Consider the following 21651-nt stretch of genomic DNA (forward strand, 5'->3'; position numbering starts at 1 on the left):
AAGCCCATCCTTGGATGGGTTTTTTTTTGCACCTAAACACCTTTGCATGAACAAAGCCCGGCTGGGATTCAGCCGGGCTTTGAATAATCATTTCACTAATGTGTATTTCTTCTTGCCGCGACGAACGAGGATGAACTCCCCTTCAATCTTGGCAGCTTCCGTCACTACATATTGCAGATCAGTCACTTTCTCCCCATTTATGGAGATTGCCCCATTCTGAATATCCTCACGGGCTTGACGCTTGGATGGCGAAATTTTCGCTTCAACGATTAAATCTACCAAACCGATATCTTCTTTGCTTTCACGTTCGAAGCTAGGGACATCTTTAAAGCCCAATTTGATTTCCGCTGCACTTAAATTCTTCACCTCGCCGCTGAATAGGGCGGCAGAGATTTTGATTGCTTGGTCTAGAGCTTCCTGACCATGAATCAAACGTGTCATTTCTTCTCCTAATGCTTTTTGCGCTTTACGCAAATGCGGTTCGGTCTGTACAGATTGCTCTAACTCTTCAATCGCCTCACGAGATAGGAATGTGAAGAATTTCAGGTATTTCACAACATCAGCATCGGCTGTATTGATCCAGAATTGGTAAAATTCATACGGAGTCGTCTTTTCCGGGTCAAGCCAAATCGCTCCGCCTTCCGTTTTACCGAATTTCGTTCCATCCGCTTTCGTTACGAGCGGGATCGTCATACCGAATGCTTTAGCATTCTCATCATTGGATTTCCTGATCATTTCAAGACCGGTCGTAATGTTGCCCCATTGATCACTGCCGCCAATTTGCAATTTACAGTTGAAATTGCTGTATAAATGACCGAAGTCAATTCCTTGTAAGATCGTGTACGCAAATTCAGTAAAGGAAATCCCCGTATCCAAGCGGGAAGCAACCGTATCTTTTGCCAGCATGTAGTTAATGCCGATGTATTTCCCGTAATCACGCAAGAATGTAACCATATCGATTTTACCTATCCAGTCATAGTTATTGACCATGACCGCACCATTATCACCGTCGAATTCAAAGATGTGGGATAGCTGCCCTTTTATGCAGTCTGCATTATAAAGCACTTTTTCCAGTGTTTGCAGCTGGCGTTCCTCTTTTTTACCGCTTGGATCACCGATAAGTCCAGTCGCACCGCCTACTAGCACAAGTGGACGATGACCGTGCTGCTGGAAACGGCGCAATGTCAAGAATGGCAATAGATGTCCGATGTGCATACTATCCGCAGTTGGATCGACACCACAGTATAAAGAAATCTTTTCTTTTTCTAAAAGGTCCTTAAAACCCTCTTCATCCGTTTGTTGATAAATAATCCCTCTCCACTCGAGGTCTTTAAGCAATTCCATTAAATATTCCTCCTCCATCTTAGAAAAAAACCGCAAAAAACACACAAAAACGCCCCTTCATAAATATGAAGGGACGAATGAATTCGCGGTACCACCCAACTTGAGGACATAATATGCCCTCCGCTCAAGACGAATAACGGTCGTCAACCGTTTCCTGCTACTAATCATTTCACAGCAAATGCTCCAGGAAGTAATTCATCATACCATTTGTACCGATTTCCACTAACCACCGGCTCTCTGAAACAGGGATAGTCTGACTACTGGGTCCTATCATCGCAATCATTTCATCATTTTATTGTTGTTAATAAACTTTTATCATACATAAGAATCCTTGTCAACATCACCCTTACGGATTATAGAAAAATAAGAAAGATGCCCTTTCCCCTACCTGTTATATGCTATAATATATGTGATTTCAGGGGGTATGATACGATGAATAATAATCAAAAAGATAGATTTCAAACAGTCTGGAAGCAGCTGACCCGTTTTTTTCAAAATGAAAAAACACAAAAGAACGCGCGGGTTACATACCAAGTCATTTGGAATTTAACGCTGATCCTCATTATTGTCGGGATCCTAGGATTCTCATTCGCCGGCGGCGTCGGAGCCGGCTATTTCGCTGCCCTCGTCAATGATGAGCCGGTACGCTCAAAGGAAGATTTAAAAAAGGACATCTACAATTATGAAGAGACCTCTGAGGTATACTTTGCGGATAACGTATACTTGGGCAAGCTTAAGAGTGACCTTGAGCGTGAAGAAGTGTCCATCGATAAAGTTTCCGAGTATCTTAAAAATGCAGTCATCGCTACAGAAGATGAGTATTTTTATGAACATGACGGGGTTGTCCCGAAAGCCATCCTGCGTGCCATTTACCAGGAATTTACCAATGCGTCCGTCCAATCGGGAGGAAGCACTTTAACACAGCAGCTCATTAAAAACCAGGTACTGACCAACGAAGTATCATTTGACCGGAAAGCAAAAGAAATCCTGCTTGCACTCCGTGTCGAAAAGTTCTTTGAAAAAGAAGAGATTTTGGAAACCTATTTAAACGTCTCCACTCTGGGACGAAATTCTTCCGGTCGTAACATCGCAGGTGTCGAGTCCGCTGCTGAAGGTATTTTCGGCGTGGAGGCCAAAGATCTGACACTGCCCCAATCTGCCTTTATTGCTGGATTGCCGCAAAGCCCTTTTGGCTATACTCCCTATACTCAGCAAGGGAAACTTAAAGATAATCAAGAACCCGGCATTAACCGGATGAAAACGGTTTTAAAACGGATGTATAGTAATGGATACATAACAAAAGAGCAATATGATAAAGCAATCGCATACGACATAACAAAAGACTTTATCGGTAAAAAGGCGTTGCCATCTGAGAAATATCCATGGCTCACCTATGAAATCGAAAAACGCTCCATCGAAATCCTTTCTGTCAGTCTGGCAAAAGAAGATGGATATGAAGAGAAAGATTTAAAGAATGATGATTTAAAAGATCAATATGTAGCACTTGCCGATCGTAAGCTACGTCAAAACGGCTATCAGATTTATACGACGGTCAATAAAAAGGTATATGATAAAATGCAGGAAGTTACGAAAAACTATCCAAATTTCGGATACGATAAAGCGGGTGAGCCCGTTGAAGCCGGGGCTATTCTAATCGAAAATAAAACAGGAAAAATCATCAGTTTCGTAGGTGGCCGTGATTTCAAGCGGGAGCAGACGAATCATGCGACCACATCACTGCGATCAAATGGATCAACGATGAAGCCTTTGCTCGTATATGGTCCTGGCATTGAGTTAGGAAAAATCTCACCTGGAAGCGTATCGGCCAACGTACCCATTTCCATTCCAGCAGGCAGCAAAGCGTGGCGTCCAGGAAACTATGGCGGCGGAAGCTATACGGGAGTAACAACAGCCCGGGAGGCATTGAAGAATTCCTATAATATCCCGGCAGCGCTCTTTTACAAGAAAATAATCAACCTAAGCCCCGCTTCCTATTTGGAGAAGATGGGATTCTCCACCGTGACGAAAGGGGATTACTCCAATCTTGCCATGTCATTAGGTGCCATGGACGAAGGTGTGACCGTTGAAGAAAATGTCAATGCATTTGGCACATTTGCCAATTCAGGGGAGTTCATCGATGCTTATATGATCGATAAGATCGTATCGAAGGATGGCAAGGTCATCTATGAACATAAAGTGAAACCAGTGGAAGTATTCTCTCCTCAAGCCGCTTACCTGACGCTTGATATGATGCGTGATGTCGTAAACAGCGGGACGGCCGCTTCGGTCAGGAACCGACTTGCTTTCTCAAGTGATTGGGCAGGTAAGACCGGAACTTCACAAAACTATTGGGACGCTTGGTTCGTCGCAACCAACCCTAATGTATCATTCGGTACATGGCTGGGTTATGACACACCGAAATCCTTACAAGGGACCTATAATGGTCTAGAATATAATAAACGTAATATGTATTATTGGGCAGATCTGATCAATGCCGCATACAAAGTCGATCCTAAACTCATCGACCCCGATAAGCGGTTTGAAATGCCGGGCGGAATTGTCAGCCGTTCCTTCTGTGGCGTTTCAGGACTGCTGCCTTCAAGTGCATGCCAAAAGGCAGGTCTTGTAAAATCAGATTTATTCATCGCCAAATATGCTCCATCCAGGGCGGATGATAGTTTCATAGATGGACAGTATGTATCAGTCGGCAGCAAACGCTACGCAGCCCTCCCGCAAACGCCTGGCGAATTCACAAGCGGCGGGTTCATGTTGAATCCCGATTCCTATGCAGATATCGGATTGGAATATGTCGATGACCCGGGATCCGTGATTCCTGGAGGCGAAAAATCAGGAAATGTCGTCGGGGCGAAAGCAAAATTGAATGATAATGGCAAAGCACCAGATCCCCTATCCATAACGATCAGTAACGATAAGATTACATGGGGCTTGCATCATGAAGGAGATGTCGTCGGTTATCGTGTCTATAAAGACGGCAAAAAAGTGGCGAGCATCAATGCTGGCGGGAGTCTTGTTTACAAAGTCGGCTCAGGCGGTTCCTATTACGTAACGGCCGTAGACATAGTCGGTAAAGAATCAGCCCCTTCTCAACGTGTTGAAAGCGGCGCTAAAAAGACAGGTTCGAAAGAAGATTCCGCAAAAAATAAAGATGATCGCGGAAAAGATAAAGTAGCTAACGAAGATAAAAAACCGGACTCAAAAGAAAAGAACGGTTCGGATAAAGATAAAGATAAAGATAAAGATAAAGATAAAGAACCAGAAAAAGAAACGGATAAAGATAAAGAGCCAGCTCAAGACAAAGATCAAAACAAGGAAAATACAGATAAAGAAATTCAAGAGACCGACAAAGATCAAGACACAGTCAATGATAAAGAGAAAGAAACGGATAAAGCTGAAGAAGAGGAAGAATGACACTCTTTCTTGAACTAAAACAGGCTGTCGGGTTCGCCCGGACAGCCTGTTTCCTTATAATCTCCCAAAAAGGCATCCATTGTCCCTTTCATGGATGCCTTTTCCTTTTCAATAATCAGCACGGCTCAGTTTCTCAATCCTCCATCGATGATAAATCACCAGTTGGCAAATCAAGTTCCCAAGCTTTCAGGACACGGCGCATGATTTTACCGCTTCTTGTTTTAGGAAGTTTATCCCTGAATTCAATTTCACGAGGTGCCGCATGTGCTGCTAGACCATGCTTTACAAATGTACGAATTTCCTCAATCAACTCTTCGTTTGCATCGTATCCGTCACGAAGAGCGATAAACGCTTTGATAATTTCCCCCCGAACCGGATCGGGCTTACCAATGACCCCCGCTTCAGCTACGGCAGGATGCTCGACCAACTTGCTTTCCACTTCGAAAGGTCCGACTCTTTCCCCTGCCGTCATGATGACATCATCAACACGGCCTTGGAACCAGAAATAACCATCTTCATCCATATATGCGGAATCTCCCGAAACATACCAATCACCAGGCATAAAGTAAGATTCATATTTCGCTTCATTCTTCCAGACCGTCTTCATCATCGAAGGCCAGCCTTTCTTGATGGCAAGGTTCCCCATTCTATGCGGCGGAAGCTCGTTGCCTTGATCATCCACTATCGCCGCCTTCACACCAGGAATCGGTTTGCCCATCGAACCCGGTTTGATTTCCAGGCAAGGATAATTGCAGATGACCTGAGCCCCGGTCTCCGTCATCCACCATGTATCATGGATACGGTGATTGAATACCTTCATTCCCCAGCGCACCACTTCCGGATTCAACGGTTCACCGACACTTAAAATATGGCGGAGAGCGCTTAAATCGAACCGCTTAACGATTTCGTCACCTGCGCCCATCAGCATCCTGAAGGCCGTTGGGGCACTATACCATACCGTGACACCAAAGTCTTCCAAGGTCTTGTACCAGGATTCAGGCTTGAACCGCCCGCCTACAATGACATTCGAGGTTCCTGTCAGCCAAGGTCCAAAGATCCCGTAAGACGTCCCTGTCACCCATCCAGGGTCCGCTGTGCACCAATACACGTCCTCATCCTGCAAATCAAGGACCCATCTTGCCGTTTGATAATGCTGGATCATCGCATTATGGACGTGAAGCACTCCTTTTGGTTTGCCTGTGGAACCGGAGGTATAGTGAAGAATCAGACCGTCATTCCGATCCACCCATTCAATTTCGAAATTTTTGTCGGCTTCTTTTAACTTTTTATTGAAGTGATGGTACTTTCCTTCTTCTTTTATATTTTCCCCCACCAAGAAAATATGCTTTAAATGGGGTAGCTCATCCACTGGGACGCGCGGCAAAAGTTCAGGTGTCGTCACAATCACACTTGCCTCACTATCTTCAAGGCGATCCCTTATTGCGCCTTCCATGAAGGCTTCGAACAACGGCCCTACGACCGCTCCCGTTTTAATCGCACCCAACAATGCAAAATAAAGCTCCGGGGAGCGAGGCATGAAGATGAAAACTCGATCACCTTTTTCCACATTGGCAATGTTCTTGAATACATTGGCCGCTTGATTCGTATAATCTTTCATTTCCTTGAATGTATACTTTTCATTTCTTTTATCGTCTTTGTAATAAAGGGCTACCTTATTCTTTTTGTATGTGTCGACATGGCGGTCAATGGCTTCATATGCAAGATTCACTTTACCGGTTTCAGACCAGGAGAATTCCTTTTCCGTCTCAGACCAGTCAAACTTCTTGTATTTTTCATCATAATTCTTTAAATTAAAATTACCTTCCACTACTGGCAACGCTTTCACATTCATACGACAAACTCCCCCTTCATTCGGCTCTATATTTTTATTATAGTATAAAAAGACAATTTTCTCAATTTTTAAAATATTAAGAGCTTCCATATTAGGGAAAATCCCGCTTGCTGAATTTTGAGAATGACAAGTATGTTAGAGTTAAGGTGAATTCATGTTGATGGCTGGGAAAGAAGGAGTACTGTAACAAAAGATTCATATATGTGTTGAACTTTCTAAATTATGCCCCTTGTTTTTATGTATAATTTATTTAAGCTTTCCATTTGGTCAGTTTTTAAAAGCAACGCTTCTTATACTCCGGAATGCCAGAGTATAAGATTACTACATAACAAGGGTGGTGAAAGAATGGAATATAATAAGACCTTTTATACTAAAGAACTGCAGACATCGAGCGGGACGCTCATCATTGAAGGTCCGTTGAACGGCGAAAAAATGTCCGCTTATGAGTTTCACGAAGATTTGGTCGCCTTTCGCCCGCCTGCTTTGCAGCATAAAGCGTTAATAGAGATTGCAGACTTGCCTGAGGGCAGGATCTTCATCGCCCGTGAAAATGAAACGATCGTGGGGTATGTAACTTACTTATATCCCGATCCCTTGGAGCGCTGGTCGGAAATTAAGATGGAGGACCTGATTGAGCTTGGTGCAATCGAGGTCATTCCTAAATACCGGGGTGCCTCCGTCGGGAAGAACCTGATCCGCCTTTCCATGGAAGACGATTCGGTTGAAGACTTCATCATCATCACCACTGAATACTATTGGCATTGGGATTTGAAAGGGACAGGTCTGAATATTTGGGATTATCGCAAAGTCATGGAAAAAATGATGAGTGCGGGTGGCTTGGTCTACTTTGCAACAGATGATCCTGAAATCAGTTCCCACCCGGCCAACTGCCTGATGGCCCGTATCGGCAAAAGAGTCCCGCCTGAATCCATCCAGAAGTTCGACCAATTGCGTTTTATGAATCGGTTTATGTATTAAAGAGGCGAATAAGAGGAGGAAGGAAAATGATTGTAGAAACAATAATGAATGAGGATATTATCACCCTCACTCCAACAGATACAATCCATAGCGCTGTCATGATCATCAAGGAGAAGCGAATTCGCCATATACCCATTGTCGATGACAGCTATCATCTTGTGGGATTAGTCAGCGACCGAGATATTCGGGATGCTGCACCTTCTATATTCCGTACCGCAGAATACAAAAATGATTTACAAAAACCATTATCAAGCATCATGAAAACGGAAATAATCACGGGGCACCCGCTGGATTTCGTGGAAGAAATCGGGGCTGTTTTCTGTGATAACAATATCAGCTGCCTTCCAATCGTAAAGGGAAGGCAGTTAGTGGGCATCATAACCGGTTCCGATTTACTTCATTCATACGTTGAGTTGACTGGAGTCAATCAGCCCGGTTCCCAAATTGAAATCAGAATCCCGGATAAGGCAGGTTCCCTTCATGATATTGCCCATATTTTCAAAAGGCGCAATTCGAATATCCTGAGCACCCTTGTTTATCCTGAAAAAAATGGAAGCGATTATAAAATTCTTGTAATTCGTGTACAGACGATGAATCCATTTATGGTGGTGGAGGATTTGAAGAAAGAAGGCTATACCGTTTTATGGCCTAGCCTACCGGGGATTTCACATGAATGATACATCCCTTTTCGTCTATTCGGATGAACTGCTTACCTACAAATTCAACGATGAACATCCATTCAATCAAAAGCGGCTTAAACTCACGCTTGATTTATTAAAAAAACACCATGCCATCCATGATGATCAAATTATCAAGCCCAGAATGGCTACCGATGAAGAATTGGAACTGATCCATGATCACCATTATGTAAACGCTGTCAAACTGGCGGGCCAGGGAAAGCTCCCCCCTGAAAAGGCAGTAAATTATGGACTGGGAACAGAGGATACCCCTATCTTCCCCAAAATGCACGAAGCGAGTGCCTTGCTTGTAGGCGGCACCTTGACGGCTGTGGATGCCGTCATGACCGGTCAGTCCCAGCACGCACTTAATCTTGGCGGGGGCCTGCATCACGGTTTCCGGGGGAAGGCGTCAGGCTTTTGCATTTACAATGATAGTTCGGTCGCGATTAAATACCTGCAAAATAAATATGGGGCACGTGTCTTGTATGTCGATACCGATGCACATCATGGTGACGGAGTCCAATGGTCATTTTATGATGATCCCGATGTATGCACCCTATCCATTCATGAAACGGGGCGCTACTTATTTCCCGGCACCGGCAATATTAACGAGCGGGGCCAGGGAAAAGGCTACGGCTATTCATTCAACATCCCGGTCGATGCGTTCACTGAAGATGAATCCTGGCTCGAATGTTATAGGGATTCCTTTAAGGAGATCATTGAATTCTTCAAACCGGATGTCATATTAACGCAAAACGGGGCCGACTCCCATTATTACGATCCGCTCACCCATTTATCTGCCACCATGAAGATTTATAGGGAAATACCAAAGTTGGCCCACGAAATGGCCCATAAGTTCTGCGAAGGACGGTGGATTGCAGTAGGCGGCGGCGGATATGATATATGGCGCGTCGTTCCGAGGGCTTGGGCGAGGGTCTGGCTTGAAATGACGAACAATGATATATCCGGTCCCCTATCAAAGGAATGGCTCGATTGCTGGCAGCCTGAATCCCCTGTCACGCTGCCGGATGAATGGGATGATATGGAGGATATTTACGAACCGATTCCGAGGAAGCCTGAAATTACCGAGAAGAATGCCCTGACGCTTGAAAAGGCCCTTTATCCCATCAGGTCTTCCAAGCAAACGTCGAAAAGCAATGAACAAAGTTAAAAGTTTGAAAAACGATCCTTTTTGTTCGGGTTGGGAAATAAAAAGAGAGTGTCCTCCGGGACACTCTCCAAACAAGTTTATTTCGTTGATTGACGGTTTTCAATCCGGTGCGGGAGGATCACTTTTTCAAGACCTTCCTCCACTTGTTCTTTATTCATCAACTTTGTAAGGAGCCTCATCGCAACCGCACCAATGTCATATAAAGGTTGAACGATCGTGGTGATTTGCGGACGCACCATCAAGGTCAATCTCGTGTTATCGAAGCTGATCACTTCAAAGTCTTCCGGTACATTATACCCTTTGTCCTGTGCGGCATGGACAATTCCAAGAGCCATTTCATCAGCACCGGCGATGAATGCCGTCGGTCTGTCTTCAACTTCCAGGTACTTTTCAAAAGATTCAATTCCTGAATCATATGTATAATCACCTTCAACAATATAACTTTCATCAAATGAAAGACCAGCTTCTTTCAATCCTCGTTTATAACCAGTCAATTTCATTTCATTAATCAGCGCGGAAGGGTTTCCGCTTACAAAAGCGATATGCTTGTGACCTTTATTAGCAAAGAATGTCACTGCGTCAAATGCCGCCGCCTCATAATCAATATTAACCGATGGAACTTGCCCGCTTTCATCCACCGAACCCGCCAGAACGATTGGAACCGGTGAATTCTTAAACTCCTTGACATGCTCATCAGAGATGTTGCCGCCCATGAACACGATACCATCCACTTGTTTTCCAAGCATCGTATTCAGCAAATGGAATTCCTTATCTATATTCTCATCAGAACTGCTAAGAATGATATTGTATTTATACATTGTGGCTATATCTTCTATGCCCCGTGCCAATTCAGCAAAAAAGATGCTCGAGATATCCGGGATGATGACCCCGACTGTAGTCGTTTTCTTTGAGGCAAGTCCCCTTGCCACTGCATTGGGACGATACCCTAACTTCTCAATCACATCGGAAACTTTCTTCCTTGTTGCAGGCTTTACATTTGGATTCCCGTTAACTACGCGGGAAACGGTGGCCATGGAAACATTCGCCTCACGCGCCACATCATAAATGGTTATATTATTCATTCATCCATTCCTCCATTTCTTTCATTTTCCCCATAAAAGACCCGAATTATTTCGGAAAAAGATCTTTTATGCGTTTTTCTCTATAAGGAAGATTATTTTAGGAACGACCTGCCTAACAAAAATGCAGTCCTACTCTCTTCTCAGTCAAATATTCAATACCCTATTTAAGTATAAAATCCACATAGATATCACTTTATGTATGACTCAATCTTCCGAACAGTTCTCATTCTTGTTATTTATCATACGATAGTAGAATCTTTCCTGCAATCCAATAGTGCTTATTTCGAAGCTTTTTCTGTAAAAACTAGTATTTTACCATTAAAAAAAGCCCTTGCCAAGTTGGTAAGGGCCGTAAGTAGATCATTTGAAGACTTTCTTGGCTTATACAGTTACCCAGTTCAAACGTTTAATTTCATCGTAGAATTCATCAAATTGTTTGAAGTCCATTTGCTGTGCAGAATCCGATAAAGCAACGGAAGGATCTGGATGCACTTCAGCCATAACACCGTCAGCACCGATTGCAAGAGCCGCCTTAGCTGTAGGAAGCAGAAGGTCGCGACGTCCAGTTGAATGCGTCACATCAACCATGACCGGTAAATGAGTTTCTTGTTTTAAAATCGGTACAGCTGAGATATCAAGTGTATTCCTTGTTGCTTTTTCGTAAGTACGGATACCGCGTTCGCAAAGGATGATGTTGCCATTGCCCTGCGACATGATGTATTCCGCTGCATGAATGAACTCTTCGATCGTTGCCGCCAGTCCACGCTTTAAAAGAACTGGTTTATTTACAGCACCTGCAGCTTTTAGCAAGTCGAAGTTTTGCATGTTGCGCGCACCGATTTGGATGACATCGATATGATCGATCGCCGCTTCAATATCGTTGGCACTCACGATTTCACTGATGACAGCCAAGCCGTATTCATCAGCAACACGTTTAAGTATTTGTAAACCTTCCAAACCAAGCCCTTGGAAGTCATATGGAGATGTACGTGGCTTAAATGCACCGCCGCGCATCAATTTCAGGCCTTTAGCTTTAATGACTTCCGCCACCGCAGCTGTTTGTTCATAAGATTCAACGGCACATGGTCCGAAAACGAAGCTAGGGATTCCGTTACCTACCAATTCACCTTTAATGTCGATGATCGTGTCTTCAGCCTTTTGTTTTCTTGATACAAGAAGCGTTTTCTTCTGATCATCTTTTTGCAGCTCCAAGCCTAATTTAAAGATTTCTTTGAAAATATGTTTAATCGAACCAAGATCAAGCGGCCCTTGATTATTGGCTTCGATAAGATCCAGCATTGTTCTTTCACGGACCGGATCGTAACGGTTTACACCTTGTTTTTCTTTAACGCGACCAATTTCCTGTACAAGTTCAGCACGTTGATTAATAAGATGTAATAACTGAAGGTTCACATCATCCAGTTGATTACGAAGTCCATCAAGCTCTTTGTTGCTCATTACATATCCATCCCTTCGTTTTTTAAAATAGAAATCGGTTCAGCGGACTCCAACTAAAAAAATCCCATCTGGATCCTCGAACGTCCACCCCGATTGTATTATCAATGAAAAATTTAGAATATTTCATGTATGATTAAATCAATTATAAATGAAGTGTCCATAAATGTCACTATATTTTTCTTTAATAATTAAACGCTTTTAAGCATTAAAGTTATGAATGCATAAAATCAGGTGTTACATTCAGGAAAACCGAATTATACTGAATATTGGAACAATCCATTGTAGGAATTATATTGGAAATAGAACAAGAAAGCTATAATTTAATCGATATTTTATCTTAAAGAGTATTGGACATGATCAAATCGTCTGCCACTTTAACAGGAAGGGCCTTTAAAGAAAAGGGTTCCCCTGGAGACCGTTTAAAATTCCCATGGCCACCAAATGGAACATTAAAAGGCCGGACCCCTTACTAAAGGGATCCGGCCTTCATTCATTCAGTAATGGCCTTGCTCAATGAATCATATGTAATCCGCCAATGAGATTCATTCCAGGCAGGTTTTCCACTTTTAAAAAGGATGGCCTGAGGTGATTGATGTTTGACATCAAATGTTTCTGCCACATAATTAGATAGTGGACGAGCTTCCTGAACGGCTAAATAGGCCGTTTTAAGTTGCTCGTTCTCCAAGATGTACCTCTGATATTGTTCAAATGCTTCAGCACTGACCGGGCATGTTACACTATGCTTGAAAAGCAGGAATGTATCCTCTTTTAGAAGCTCATTGAATTGTTCTTCTGTTTCGATTTTACTCATGACCATAAAACAATCTCCTTTCCTTGTCCATATAAATTTTACCATCAAAAAGGCGATGAAGCCATCAAAGCACTCCACCGCCTTATTCTTCGTCCCTTTATGCCTCTTCATCCCCATTGAAGGAATCCAAGGAATTTATTTCTTTAGATTATTCTCTGTTTCATCAAATGCCTTTTTCGCTTCATCAAGTTTTAATTTTGCAGCATTCTTGTTTCCGCTTGTAGGATCTGCAGGATTATTTTCCGAGTCATTGCCGTTAGCAAAGTTCGTTTCGACGGATACGATAGGAGCATCGGTAGTTCCGGTCACATCTATATCCTTATTGCTGGAATTCGTCGTATCATCAGCTGCGTCCCCGTTTTCTTTTCCCGTTTTTAGGCTTTTCACTTTATTGACGATATTTGAAGATTTATTGGAAACGATTTCCGTGACAGAGCTCGTTTTTTCTTTTGCAGTATCAGCAAGGACTGTCCCTTTTTCCATCGCCGTTTGTCTTAATCTTTCTGTTTTCTCTGAAATGTTTCTAGCTTGTTCATTGAAATCATTCCTTAATTCCTTGCCTGTTTTCGGAGCCATGAATAAAGCTGTTGCCGCTCCGATCATGCCGCCAATCAAGGCGCCAATCATAAAGTCCTTAGAATTGATCGAGTCGCGTTCGTCCTCATATGATTTCTGATAATCTTTTGTCGGAAATTCTTTTTGAGTCATAATACATTCCCCTTTCAATTTTCAGTTCATTTTTTTATTTAACTAGATTTTAAGATCTAGAACGTAAAAACCTTTTTTTAGGCAGGTTATCTGTTTCAAGCGCTTCCCTTTCTAACTCCGCCCTTTCAGTAGGCGTCGGGGCAGCCTGTTTGCTTCTGGCCTTCCACTTGTCCCTGATCTCCATGGCTACATTGCTCCATTGTACAATTTGTGAGATTCGTTCTTGATTATTATCAATCTCAGCCTGTACTTTATGGGAAACCTTTTGGATGGAAGAATTAAAGCTAGAGATGGATGTGCCTACATCCTTCACTGCATCCACCACCGTGTTCAGGTTTTCCGACTTTTGCTGCAAATCTTCAGCCAACGTATTCGTTTTATGTAATAACTGAGTAGTTTCGAGCGTTATGCCCTGCATTTGGCTCTCTAGTCCTGTCAGCGTCCGGGCCACACTGTCTAGGGTAGTTTGAAGTGATGTCAGTACCTTTGTTAGAAAAATAACAAGTACCAAAAAAGCTATCGCTGCAACTGCAGCACTTACGTACAAAATAATCTCCATTGGAACACCTCCGAAAAAATCGACTTAATTAATAGCTGTTAGATATTAATTACCCCTTCCCTATTATTATAAACTTATTTATTTTTTCAATATACCCTATCAAACCCTAATCTGGAAATATTGTTGTCTGCATCCAGTTCCTCCGTCAATTCATGGGTGACACTTATGGCAGGAAATCGGGTATGATAGAAAAGATAAGTCGAATTTAAACAATGGAGGTATTTTTTATGAAAGATCCCAGAATTGGTACATTGGCCAAAAACTTAATCAATTATTCCGTGAAGCTTCAAAAAGGTGAAAGAATCTTGATCGAAAACTTCGGATTGCAGCGTGAACTTGTTAACGCACTTGTGAATGAAGCCTATGCAGCAGGTGGTTACCCATTCGTCCTTTTAAAGGATCACCAAGTGGATCGTGCCTTGCTGATGGGTGCCAAAGAAGAACAGTACAAGTTGATGGGTGAATTTGAAGCAAACGTAATGAAACAGATGGATGCTTATATCGGGCTTCGTGCCGGGGATAATATCAATGAACAATCCGATGTCCCTTCAGAGAAGATGGCGATTCATGGACAGACAGTCGGTAAAGTACATAGAAATATCCGCGTGCCAAAAACAAAATGGGTCGTACTTCGCTACCCGACAAATTCAATGGCCCAATTAGCCAAAATGAGCACAGAAGCATTCGAAGACTTTTATTTCGAAGTCTGCAACCTCGACTATGGCAAAATGAGCGCAGCAATGGACAATCTTGTTGAATTGATGGATAAAACGGATAAGGTCCGCTTAACTGGGCCCGGTACGGACTTAACCTTCTCCATCAAAGACATCAAAGCCATCAAATGTGCGGGTGAGCTGAACATTCCTGACGGTGAAGTATATACGGCCCCGGTTAAAGATTCCATCAATGGAGTGATTTCGTATAATACTCCGTCCCCTTATCAGGGTTTTACTTTTGAAAACGTGAAGTTGACATTCAAGGATGGAAAAATCGTTGAAGCGGTTGCGAATGATACGGAACGCATCAACAAAATTTTTGATACTGATGAAGGCGCACGATATGTCGGTGAATTTGCAATTGGTGTAAATCCATATATTCTACACCCGATGCAAGATATCCTCTTTGATGAAAAAATTGATGGAAGTTTTCATTTCACTCCCGGGCAATGCTATGATGATGCCTTTAACGGAAACCAGTCAGACATTCACTGGGACCTGGTCAATATCCAGCGGCCTGAATATGGCGGCGGGGAAATCCATTTTGATGACGTCTTGATACGTAAGGACGGCCGCTTCGTTTTACCGGAACTGGAAAATTTAAATCCTGAAAATTTGAAATAACATAAAAACCAATAAAAAAACGACCGACCCGCTACTAACGGATGGTCGTTTTTTTTATTTTACCTGCAGTGAATGCTCGTAGGCTGCCTGGAACTTTTGAATGTCCCCCGCACCCATGAATAACACGACACTGTTTTCATGATGTTGCAATTTTGATGTTGTGTTCTCCGTAATCAGCTCGGCACCGGGAATCTTATCTTGAAGGTCTTCAATCGATAACTTCCCTTGATGTTCACGAGCAGATCCAAAAATTTCACATAAGTATACTTTGTCGGCCAAATTCAAGCTGTCGGCGAATTCATCCAGGAATGCCTGCGTTCTCGAGAAAGTATGTGGCTGGAATACTGCAACAACTTCACGCTCTGGATATTTCTGACGAGCCGAGTCGACAGTTGCAGAGATCTCGGTCGGATGGTGTGCATAATCATCAATGATGATCTGACTTCCGATTTCCTTTTCGGAGAACCGGCGTTTAACTCCGCCAAAAGTCCGCAATTGGGCTTTCACAGCTTCCGTATCCAAGTTTTCATATTTACAAAGTGCAATGACACCAAGTGCATTCAATACATTATGCTTTCCAAAAGTAGGAATAGTGAATGTATCATAGTAATTGTTCCTTACATGCACATCAAAAGTCGTGCCATCCGGTTTGACGGAAACATTTTTCGCTTGAAAATCATTTCCTTCTGCAAATCCGTAAAAAATAACCGGTACTTTCGCCTGAATATGTGGTAAATGCTCATCATCCCCGCACGCAATGATGCCTTTGTTGACTTGAAGGGCCATTGTTTGGAAAGCCTCGAACACGTCTTCGACATTGGCGTAATAATCAGGATGATCAAAATCGATATTCGTCATGATTGCATAATCCGGATAATAGGAAAGGAAATGACGGCGATATTCACATGCTTCGAATACGAAGTAATCAGAATTCACGATTCCTTTACCCGTTCCATCCCCAATCAAGAAGGATGTCGGTTTAGCGCCCCCCATTACATGGGCAAGCAAGCCGGTCGTCGATGTTTTACCATGCGCTCCCGTAACGGCCACGCTAATGAAGTTTTTCATGAAATCACCTAGGAAGCGGTGATAACGGATAATCGGCAAATCAAGTTCTTTTGCCTTCATGATTTCCGGATGACTATCCGGAAACGCATTTCCTGCAATGATGGTCATTCCAGGTTGAATATTTTCCTCGTTAAAAGGAAGGATTTTAATCCCGGCTTTTTCTAATGCCAATTGTGTAAAAAATTCTTTTTCGTAATCGGAACCCTGCACTTCAATATTCATATCATGCAGTATTTGTGCAAGAGCACTCATACCCGACCCTTTAATTCCCACAAAATGGTAAGCAGTCATAAAGCGAACCTCCACCAATCGTCTACCTGTATGACAGTATATGACGTCATCTTTTATTTGTTTTTTCCATTACGAGACTTGTTAGTAACGCAATTCTTAATAGGTTTTTCAAGCTCTTATTTTCAATCATTCATCAACAAAAAACTATTATATCACTTTTTTATTCATTCTTCCATGTCAGGCAGATGCCAATTTATCAAATCATTGGTTTTTCCCTCAATTAAGGTGATAAAAAAGGGTTTTCACCCTTTCACATTATATTCAATTTCCTTTTATTAGGTTCTCTTAATTAACATGTAAAAATTCCAGTTCTTCTTCCGTAATCAATACATCCCTGGGCCTTGAGCCCCTGGATTCGGAAACGACTCCCCGTTGCTCCATCATTTCTATTAGACGCGCTGCACGGTTATAGCCGACACGGAAGCGCCTTTGGACACTCGATGCAGATGCAGCCTGCTGGCTCACGACAAATTCACATGCCTCGAAAAACAGTTCATCCGCTTCTTCCGTGACCTCGGCCCTGTTCAGCAAGTCTTCCTGTTCAAACAGGTACTTCGGCTGCTGTTCCAGTTTAACGTGGTTGACGACTTGATCGATTTCTTCATCACTCACAAAAGTCCCTTGCAGGCGCACCGTTTTCGATGAGCCGTTTTCAGCGAATAACATATCTCCTCTTCCCAATAATTTTTCTGCACCGCCGCTATCGATGATTGTACGGGAGTCGACTTGTGAAGAAACTGAAAAAGCGATCCTTGTCGGGATATTTGCCTTGATCAATCCCGTTATGACATCGACTGAAGGCCTTTGAGTGGCTACAATCAAATGGATGCCGCAGGCACGGGCCTTTTGCGCAATCCGGCAAATCGCTTCCTCTACATCAGCCGGGGACATCATCATTAGATCCGCAAGCTCATCGATGATCACCAGGATATAAGGCAGCTTGCTTGAATATTGACCGGCTTTTTCCGCTTGGTCATTAAAGCGGGTGATATCACGCACACCAGCATGTACAAACAATTCATAACGCCGTTCCATCTCTTCTACAGCCCATTTCAACGCAGCCGTAGCGGCTTTGACATCGGTTATGACTGGACTGACCAAATGCGGGATCCGGTTATAAGGGGCGAGCTCGACCATTTTCGGATCAATCAAGAGTAATTTCAACTCCTGCGGCGTCGCTTTATACAGCAAGCTGACCAGCATCGTGTTGATACAGACACTTTTCCCCGATCCCGTTTGCCCGGCTATCAATCCATGCGGCATCTTTCTCAAATCCGTGATGATCGGCTGACCGGATATATCGAGTCCTAAAGCGACAGCAAGCGGTGATTCATGCTCTTGAAACTCAGTACTTTCCAAAACCTCACGCAAAAATACCGGTTTGCTTTTCCTGTTCGGAATCTCTATGCCAATTGTATGTTTACCGGGAATGGGCGCTTCCATCCGCATATCCTGTGCAGCAAGGCTTAATTTGATGTCATCCATCAGGTTCGTCACCTTATTCACCTTCACTCCCGGTTCCGGATGTACCTCGAAACGGGTTACTGCCGGTCCTTGAGTGACATTGACGACCTTTGCACGGACATTGAAATTTTTCAATGTCTCATCAAGTAATAAAGTCTGTTCCTCGAGCCACTCATCATCATGCACAGCATAAGTGGGAGGTGTCAGCAATTCGATATTCGGAAACACATAATATGGATTATCCTCCGCTTCCACGGAGCCATAAACTGCCGGGGTATCGCCCTGGCCACTTTCTGCTGCCGCCTCTGTATAAACTGCTTCTTGATACCCATTTCCAGAAAGGGGTTCCTGCTCCAAGAGCGGCCTAGAGACCGAACTGGAACCCATATTGGATTCAACTGTATTTTCAGGCTCGGCGGCGGTTTCCGAACCAGCCTTCGTGTCCAAAAAGGTTGATTTAATGATCGGAGTCCCCTCTTTCGGCATAACTCTGCCCTCCTCCTGTTTCCGTTCAGGAATGGCGGATGGTTTCGCTTGTCCTGCCTCCGTTTCAGCAGCATCATTCATTGGCCGCTTATCAGGTGAAGCTACTGCCCTTTCCGAATTAAGGCTTTTTTTTTCCGGCATCATCTTATCCATGAAGCTGTTTTTTTCCCGGTCTTGCTTAAGCATCATCACATTGAATGGGATATGTTTTTTCGGACGTTTAGACTGCCCTTCAGGTGTTGCCTCAGATGGATCTTCAGGCAGTGTCCCTTGACTGACGTAAGGTTGATTTGATTGTGCAGCAACCTCCTCCGGTACCGATATAGCTTCAGGCGGTGTGTCGTCGGCCTGTTCGATGATGGATACAGCGACTTCGCGTCCAAAATCGACCTGGTCCTGTTCAATAGCCTCTTTTTCCACCGCAGGCTCAATTATGTCAGGCTCGCTTACAGCTTCTTCTGGCAGAGACTCTATGGAATTCCTGCGAAAGAAAGCGGGTATCTCCGAATCTTCCCTTTTTTCTTCCGCTTTTTCCGGTATAAGAACGGATGGCTCTATCGTCATTTCCTCATGTGAAACTTCTTTTGGAATTTCAGGGATCGATACCGGAATCTCGATATCGGCTCCTTCTTTTTTAGGGATGGGCATTTTGCTTTCTAATTCATATTCGACAATTTCTTCAGATGGGACTATTTTTTTTTCCGGACGACGGAACCCATAAATGGGTGAAGGGATTTCCGTTGGGCGGAATGGAGTATTTGACGGGACTATTTTTGAGGTTTCCTCCCGGTCGAAACTTCTCCGTTTTGGTTCACTATCCCTTACAGGCCTTTTCGTTGTTTCCTTGGTCACATTTTTCCCCTGTTTGGGTTCATTTTCTTCCCTATTTCTTTCCCTTGGCTTTCTTTTATTCTGCTCCCGGTCTGGAATGAGCGGAAACTTGAACTGTCCTTTTGGATATTGAAACAGGATTTTCGTATCCGGGTCTGGGGTCTGGGACATTTTTTCCACTTTTTGATTGTAAACTTTTATTTCTTCTTTCTTTGACTTCGAAAGCTTTGAAAAATCCATTTTCTTTAATGTCTCTTCATCTAGCGGCTCATCTATAATTATTTCTTCGATTTCAATAATTTCCTCTGCTTGGAACCATTTTTTCATCTTATTTAGCCATTTCAAAACTATCACTCTTTCTACATCTGTAGTTATGTAACTAATTCTACCAGTTATTTTAAAAATATCGAGAAAATTTAAGCTGAATTGGGATTAGCATCTATTTTTTTATCGCATTCCTGCTAACTTAACGGAGTTCGCAGAACTCCTACCCTATTAAACCCCTTCTGGAATGAGATTAAACCTATCGATTGCGAATTAACATTAGCCCCTAGTCTACTATTTAAATAAAACACCGCTGTTAAATCGCGTTTACAAAGAGATTAAGTTTTCATGCAGCCTTGGAAGCAGACTGGCCAATTCATTGCAACATCCTTCATGAAACCGCCGGCGGCATTCAAATACATGCCGCAACCCATAAAACACCGTTCGTTAATACCGAACGGTGTTTTGTGGGTTTCTGCGTTTTTTTTGCAAACAAAGACCAAAGAAGACTATTTCCATTCATAAAAACTGCATACAACCTGCGCCACTGATTTGGAGGCAATCAAAAGGGCATCTTCATCAATGTCGAATTTAGGATGGTGATTGAAATAGGCCTTCTCCACTCCTTTCGGTTTACAGCCAATGTAAAAGAAGCAGCCAGGAATCTTTTCTGCATAATACGAAAAATCTTCCGAACCTGAGAAAACCGGAAATTCCACAACATTCTTAATATCATTGTCATTCATGCTTTCCAGGCTATTTTTCACGAATTCGGTCAGTTCAGGGTCATTATATAACGGAGGATAATCGGGCACATATGTAAGCTCGCACTGAACATCAAATTCCGTTTCTATCCCTTTAACGATCCGGTGGATTTCCTTATCGATCAGCTGCTGGGTCTCTGCCGTCATATAACGGACATCCCCTTCAATTTCTATACGATCTTTAATGACATTAAAGCTTCCCTTTCCATCGAAGGAGCCGATTGTGACTACTCCCATATCAAATGGATTCAAGCGACGGCTGATTACGGTTTGTATGGCTGTCACGAAATGGGCGCCTGCCACAATGGTATCATTAGCCATATGCGGGGAGGAACCATGGCCGCCTACACCCTTTATGGCTAATTTGAAATAGGTCCGTCCAGCCATCGAATAGCCGCTGCGATACCCGACGACCCCTGCTGGATGGGAAGGGAATAAATGGATTCCGAAGACAGCGTCCAGTTCATCCAAAACCCCTGATTCCATGATGCTCTTTGCTCCACCAGGAGGTGTTTCTTCTGCATGTTGATGAATTATTTTGATCGTACCTGATAGGGAATCTTTCAGCTCAATGATGCAGTCTGCCAATACCAATAAATAAGCGGTATGCCCATCGTGTCCGCAGGCATGCATGACACCTTCATTTTTTGAACGGAACGGAACCTCCGCTTCTTCTGTAATCGGCAGTGCATCGAAATCGGCACGGAGACCTATCGTTTTCCCTGGTTTCCCGCCTTCGATCGTCACGATGATCCCTAATCCATTTCCTGCATTCGTTTGAATCGATACATCTTTCCCGTTATAAAAATCAATGATATATTTTGCCGTTTTCTCTTCTTTGAAGGATAGCTCCGGATTCTCGTGTAAATGACGGCGGATTTGAACCATTTCCTCTTTACGGGCTTCCAGCATGTTCATTAATTTGCTTTTCAAATTCACGATCATTCTCCCCCATTATTTTAAGTTGATTGGCCTATTAGTAAGTTCCATGTTCGCTGCAAACCTTTTGTATGCATAAAGCCAATTAAAAAAGGACAGAGAAGGGTTGCGCAAACCTGCCGCTCCCTTCTC

Annotated in this window: 15 protein-coding genes and 1 other annotated feature; of the genes, 5 read left to right on the top strand and 10 right to left on the bottom strand. The window is 43.2% G+C overall.

What is annotated here, in order from left to right; translation table 11 throughout:
- Positions 1 to 87: 87 nt before the first annotated feature.
- Positions 88 to 1344 (bottom strand): tyrosine--tRNA ligase, encoded by a 1257-nt coding sequence (gene tyrS, locus JNUCC41_RS01635; RefSeq protein WP_192206077.1) that lies wholly within the window; start codon positions 1342 to 1344, stop codon positions 88 to 90.
- Positions 1345 to 1410: 66 nt separating this feature from the next.
- Positions 1411 to 1627: a binding site (T-box leader), on the bottom strand.
- Positions 1628 to 1776: 149 nt separating this feature from the next.
- Between tyrS and JNUCC41_RS01640 the strand changes: the two genes are divergently transcribed.
- Positions 1777 to 4773, top strand: coding sequence for a transglycosylase domain-containing protein (locus JNUCC41_RS01640; protein ID WP_192206078.1), 2997 nt, complete (start codon positions 1777 to 1779; stop codon positions 4771 to 4773).
- Between the two features lie 133 nt (positions 4774 to 4906).
- On the opposite strand, the gene acsA is transcribed toward JNUCC41_RS01640, so the two are convergent.
- The gene (acsA, locus tag JNUCC41_RS01645) at positions 4907 to 6625 is read right to left on the bottom strand and encodes an acetate--CoA ligase (protein ID WP_192206079.1); all 1719 of its coding nucleotides are present in this window, start codon (positions 6623 to 6625) and stop codon (positions 4907 to 4909) included.
- Between the two features lie 345 nt (positions 6626 to 6970).
- Between acsA and JNUCC41_RS01650 the strand changes: the two genes are divergently transcribed.
- From JNUCC41_RS01650 to JNUCC41_RS01660, 3 genes are read left to right on the top strand one after another with little or no spacing between them, the layout of a single operon-like run.
- Complete coding sequence (locus JNUCC41_RS01650) at positions 6971 to 7603, top strand: GNAT family N-acetyltransferase (protein ID WP_192206080.1); 633 nt, start codon at positions 6971 to 6973, stop codon at positions 7601 to 7603.
- A gap of 26 nt (positions 7604 to 7629) precedes the next feature.
- A complete protein-coding gene (locus JNUCC41_RS01655; RefSeq protein WP_192206081.1) occupies positions 7630 to 8280 on the top strand; it encodes an acetoin utilization AcuB family protein in 651 nt (216 codons plus the stop codon).
- The gene (locus JNUCC41_RS01660) at positions 8273 to 9454 is read left to right on the top strand and encodes an acetoin utilization protein AcuC (RefSeq protein WP_192206082.1); all 1182 of its coding nucleotides are present in this window, start codon (positions 8273 to 8275) and stop codon (positions 9452 to 9454) included. The genes JNUCC41_RS01655 and JNUCC41_RS01660 overlap by 8 nt, the downstream gene beginning before the upstream one ends.
- Positions 9455 to 9531: 77 nt before the next feature.
- On the opposite strand, the gene ccpA is transcribed toward JNUCC41_RS01660, so the two are convergent.
- From ccpA to JNUCC41_RS01685, 5 genes are all read right to left on the bottom strand, one after another.
- Positions 9532 to 10536 (bottom strand): catabolite control protein A, encoded by a 1005-nt coding sequence (gene ccpA / locus JNUCC41_RS01665; protein ID WP_192206083.1) that lies wholly within the window; start codon positions 10534 to 10536, stop codon positions 9532 to 9534.
- A gap of 381 nt (positions 10537 to 10917) precedes the next feature.
- Positions 10918 to 11994, bottom strand: a complete 1077-nt coding sequence (locus JNUCC41_RS01670; protein ID WP_034309244.1) for a bifunctional 3-deoxy-7-phosphoheptulonate synthase/chorismate mutase — start codon at positions 11992 to 11994, stop codon at positions 10918 to 10920.
- Positions 11995 to 12484: 490 nt separating this feature from the next.
- Positions 12485 to 12811 carry a bacillithiol system redox-active protein YtxJ gene (ytxJ, locus tag JNUCC41_RS01675; protein ID WP_192206084.1) on the bottom strand — a complete coding sequence of 109 codons (327 nt, stop codon included), beginning with the start codon at positions 12809 to 12811 and terminating at the stop codon, positions 12485 to 12487.
- A gap of 129 nt (positions 12812 to 12940) precedes the next feature.
- Positions 12941 to 13513 carry a YtxH domain-containing protein gene (locus JNUCC41_RS01680; RefSeq protein ID WP_192206085.1) on the bottom strand — a complete coding sequence of 191 codons (573 nt, stop codon included), beginning with the start codon at positions 13511 to 13513 and terminating at the stop codon, positions 12941 to 12943.
- A gap of 49 nt (positions 13514 to 13562) precedes the next feature.
- Positions 13563 to 14072: a DUF948 domain-containing protein gene (locus tag JNUCC41_RS01685; RefSeq protein WP_076364648.1), complete on the bottom strand. Its 510-nt coding sequence runs from the start codon at positions 14070 to 14072 to the stop codon at positions 13563 to 13565.
- A gap of 227 nt (positions 14073 to 14299) precedes the next feature.
- On the opposite strand from JNUCC41_RS01685, the gene JNUCC41_RS01690 reads away from it, so the two are divergent.
- Complete coding sequence (locus JNUCC41_RS01690; protein ID WP_192206086.1) at positions 14300 to 15412, top strand: aminopeptidase; 1113 nt, start codon at positions 14300 to 14302, stop codon at positions 15410 to 15412.
- Positions 15413 to 15466: 54 nt separating this feature from the next.
- On the opposite strand, the gene murC is transcribed toward JNUCC41_RS01690, so the two are convergent.
- The 3 genes from murC to JNUCC41_RS01705 form a co-directional block, all read right to left on the bottom strand.
- The gene (gene murC, locus JNUCC41_RS01695; RefSeq protein ID WP_192206087.1) at positions 15467 to 16771 is read right to left on the bottom strand and encodes a UDP-N-acetylmuramate--L-alanine ligase; all 1305 of its coding nucleotides are present in this window, start codon (positions 16769 to 16771) and stop codon (positions 15467 to 15469) included.
- Positions 16772 to 17056: 285 nt separating this feature from the next.
- Complete coding sequence (locus JNUCC41_RS01700; RefSeq protein ID WP_430624073.1) at positions 17057 to 19897, bottom strand: DNA translocase FtsK; 2841 nt, start codon at positions 19895 to 19897, stop codon at positions 17057 to 17059.
- 428 nt (positions 19898 to 20325) lie between these two features.
- Entirely contained in the window at positions 20326 to 21513 is a 1188-nt protein-coding gene (locus JNUCC41_RS01705; RefSeq protein WP_192207999.1) for an amidohydrolase, read from the bottom strand.
- Between the last annotated feature and the right edge of the window lie 138 nt (positions 21514 to 21651).

Origin of the sequence: Brevibacillus sp. JNUCC-41 (genome assembly GCF_014844095.1) — a bacterium.
In the GTDB taxonomy this organism is placed as follows: domain Bacteria; phylum Bacillota; class Bacilli; order Bacillales; family DSM-1321; genus Peribacillus; species Peribacillus aracenensis.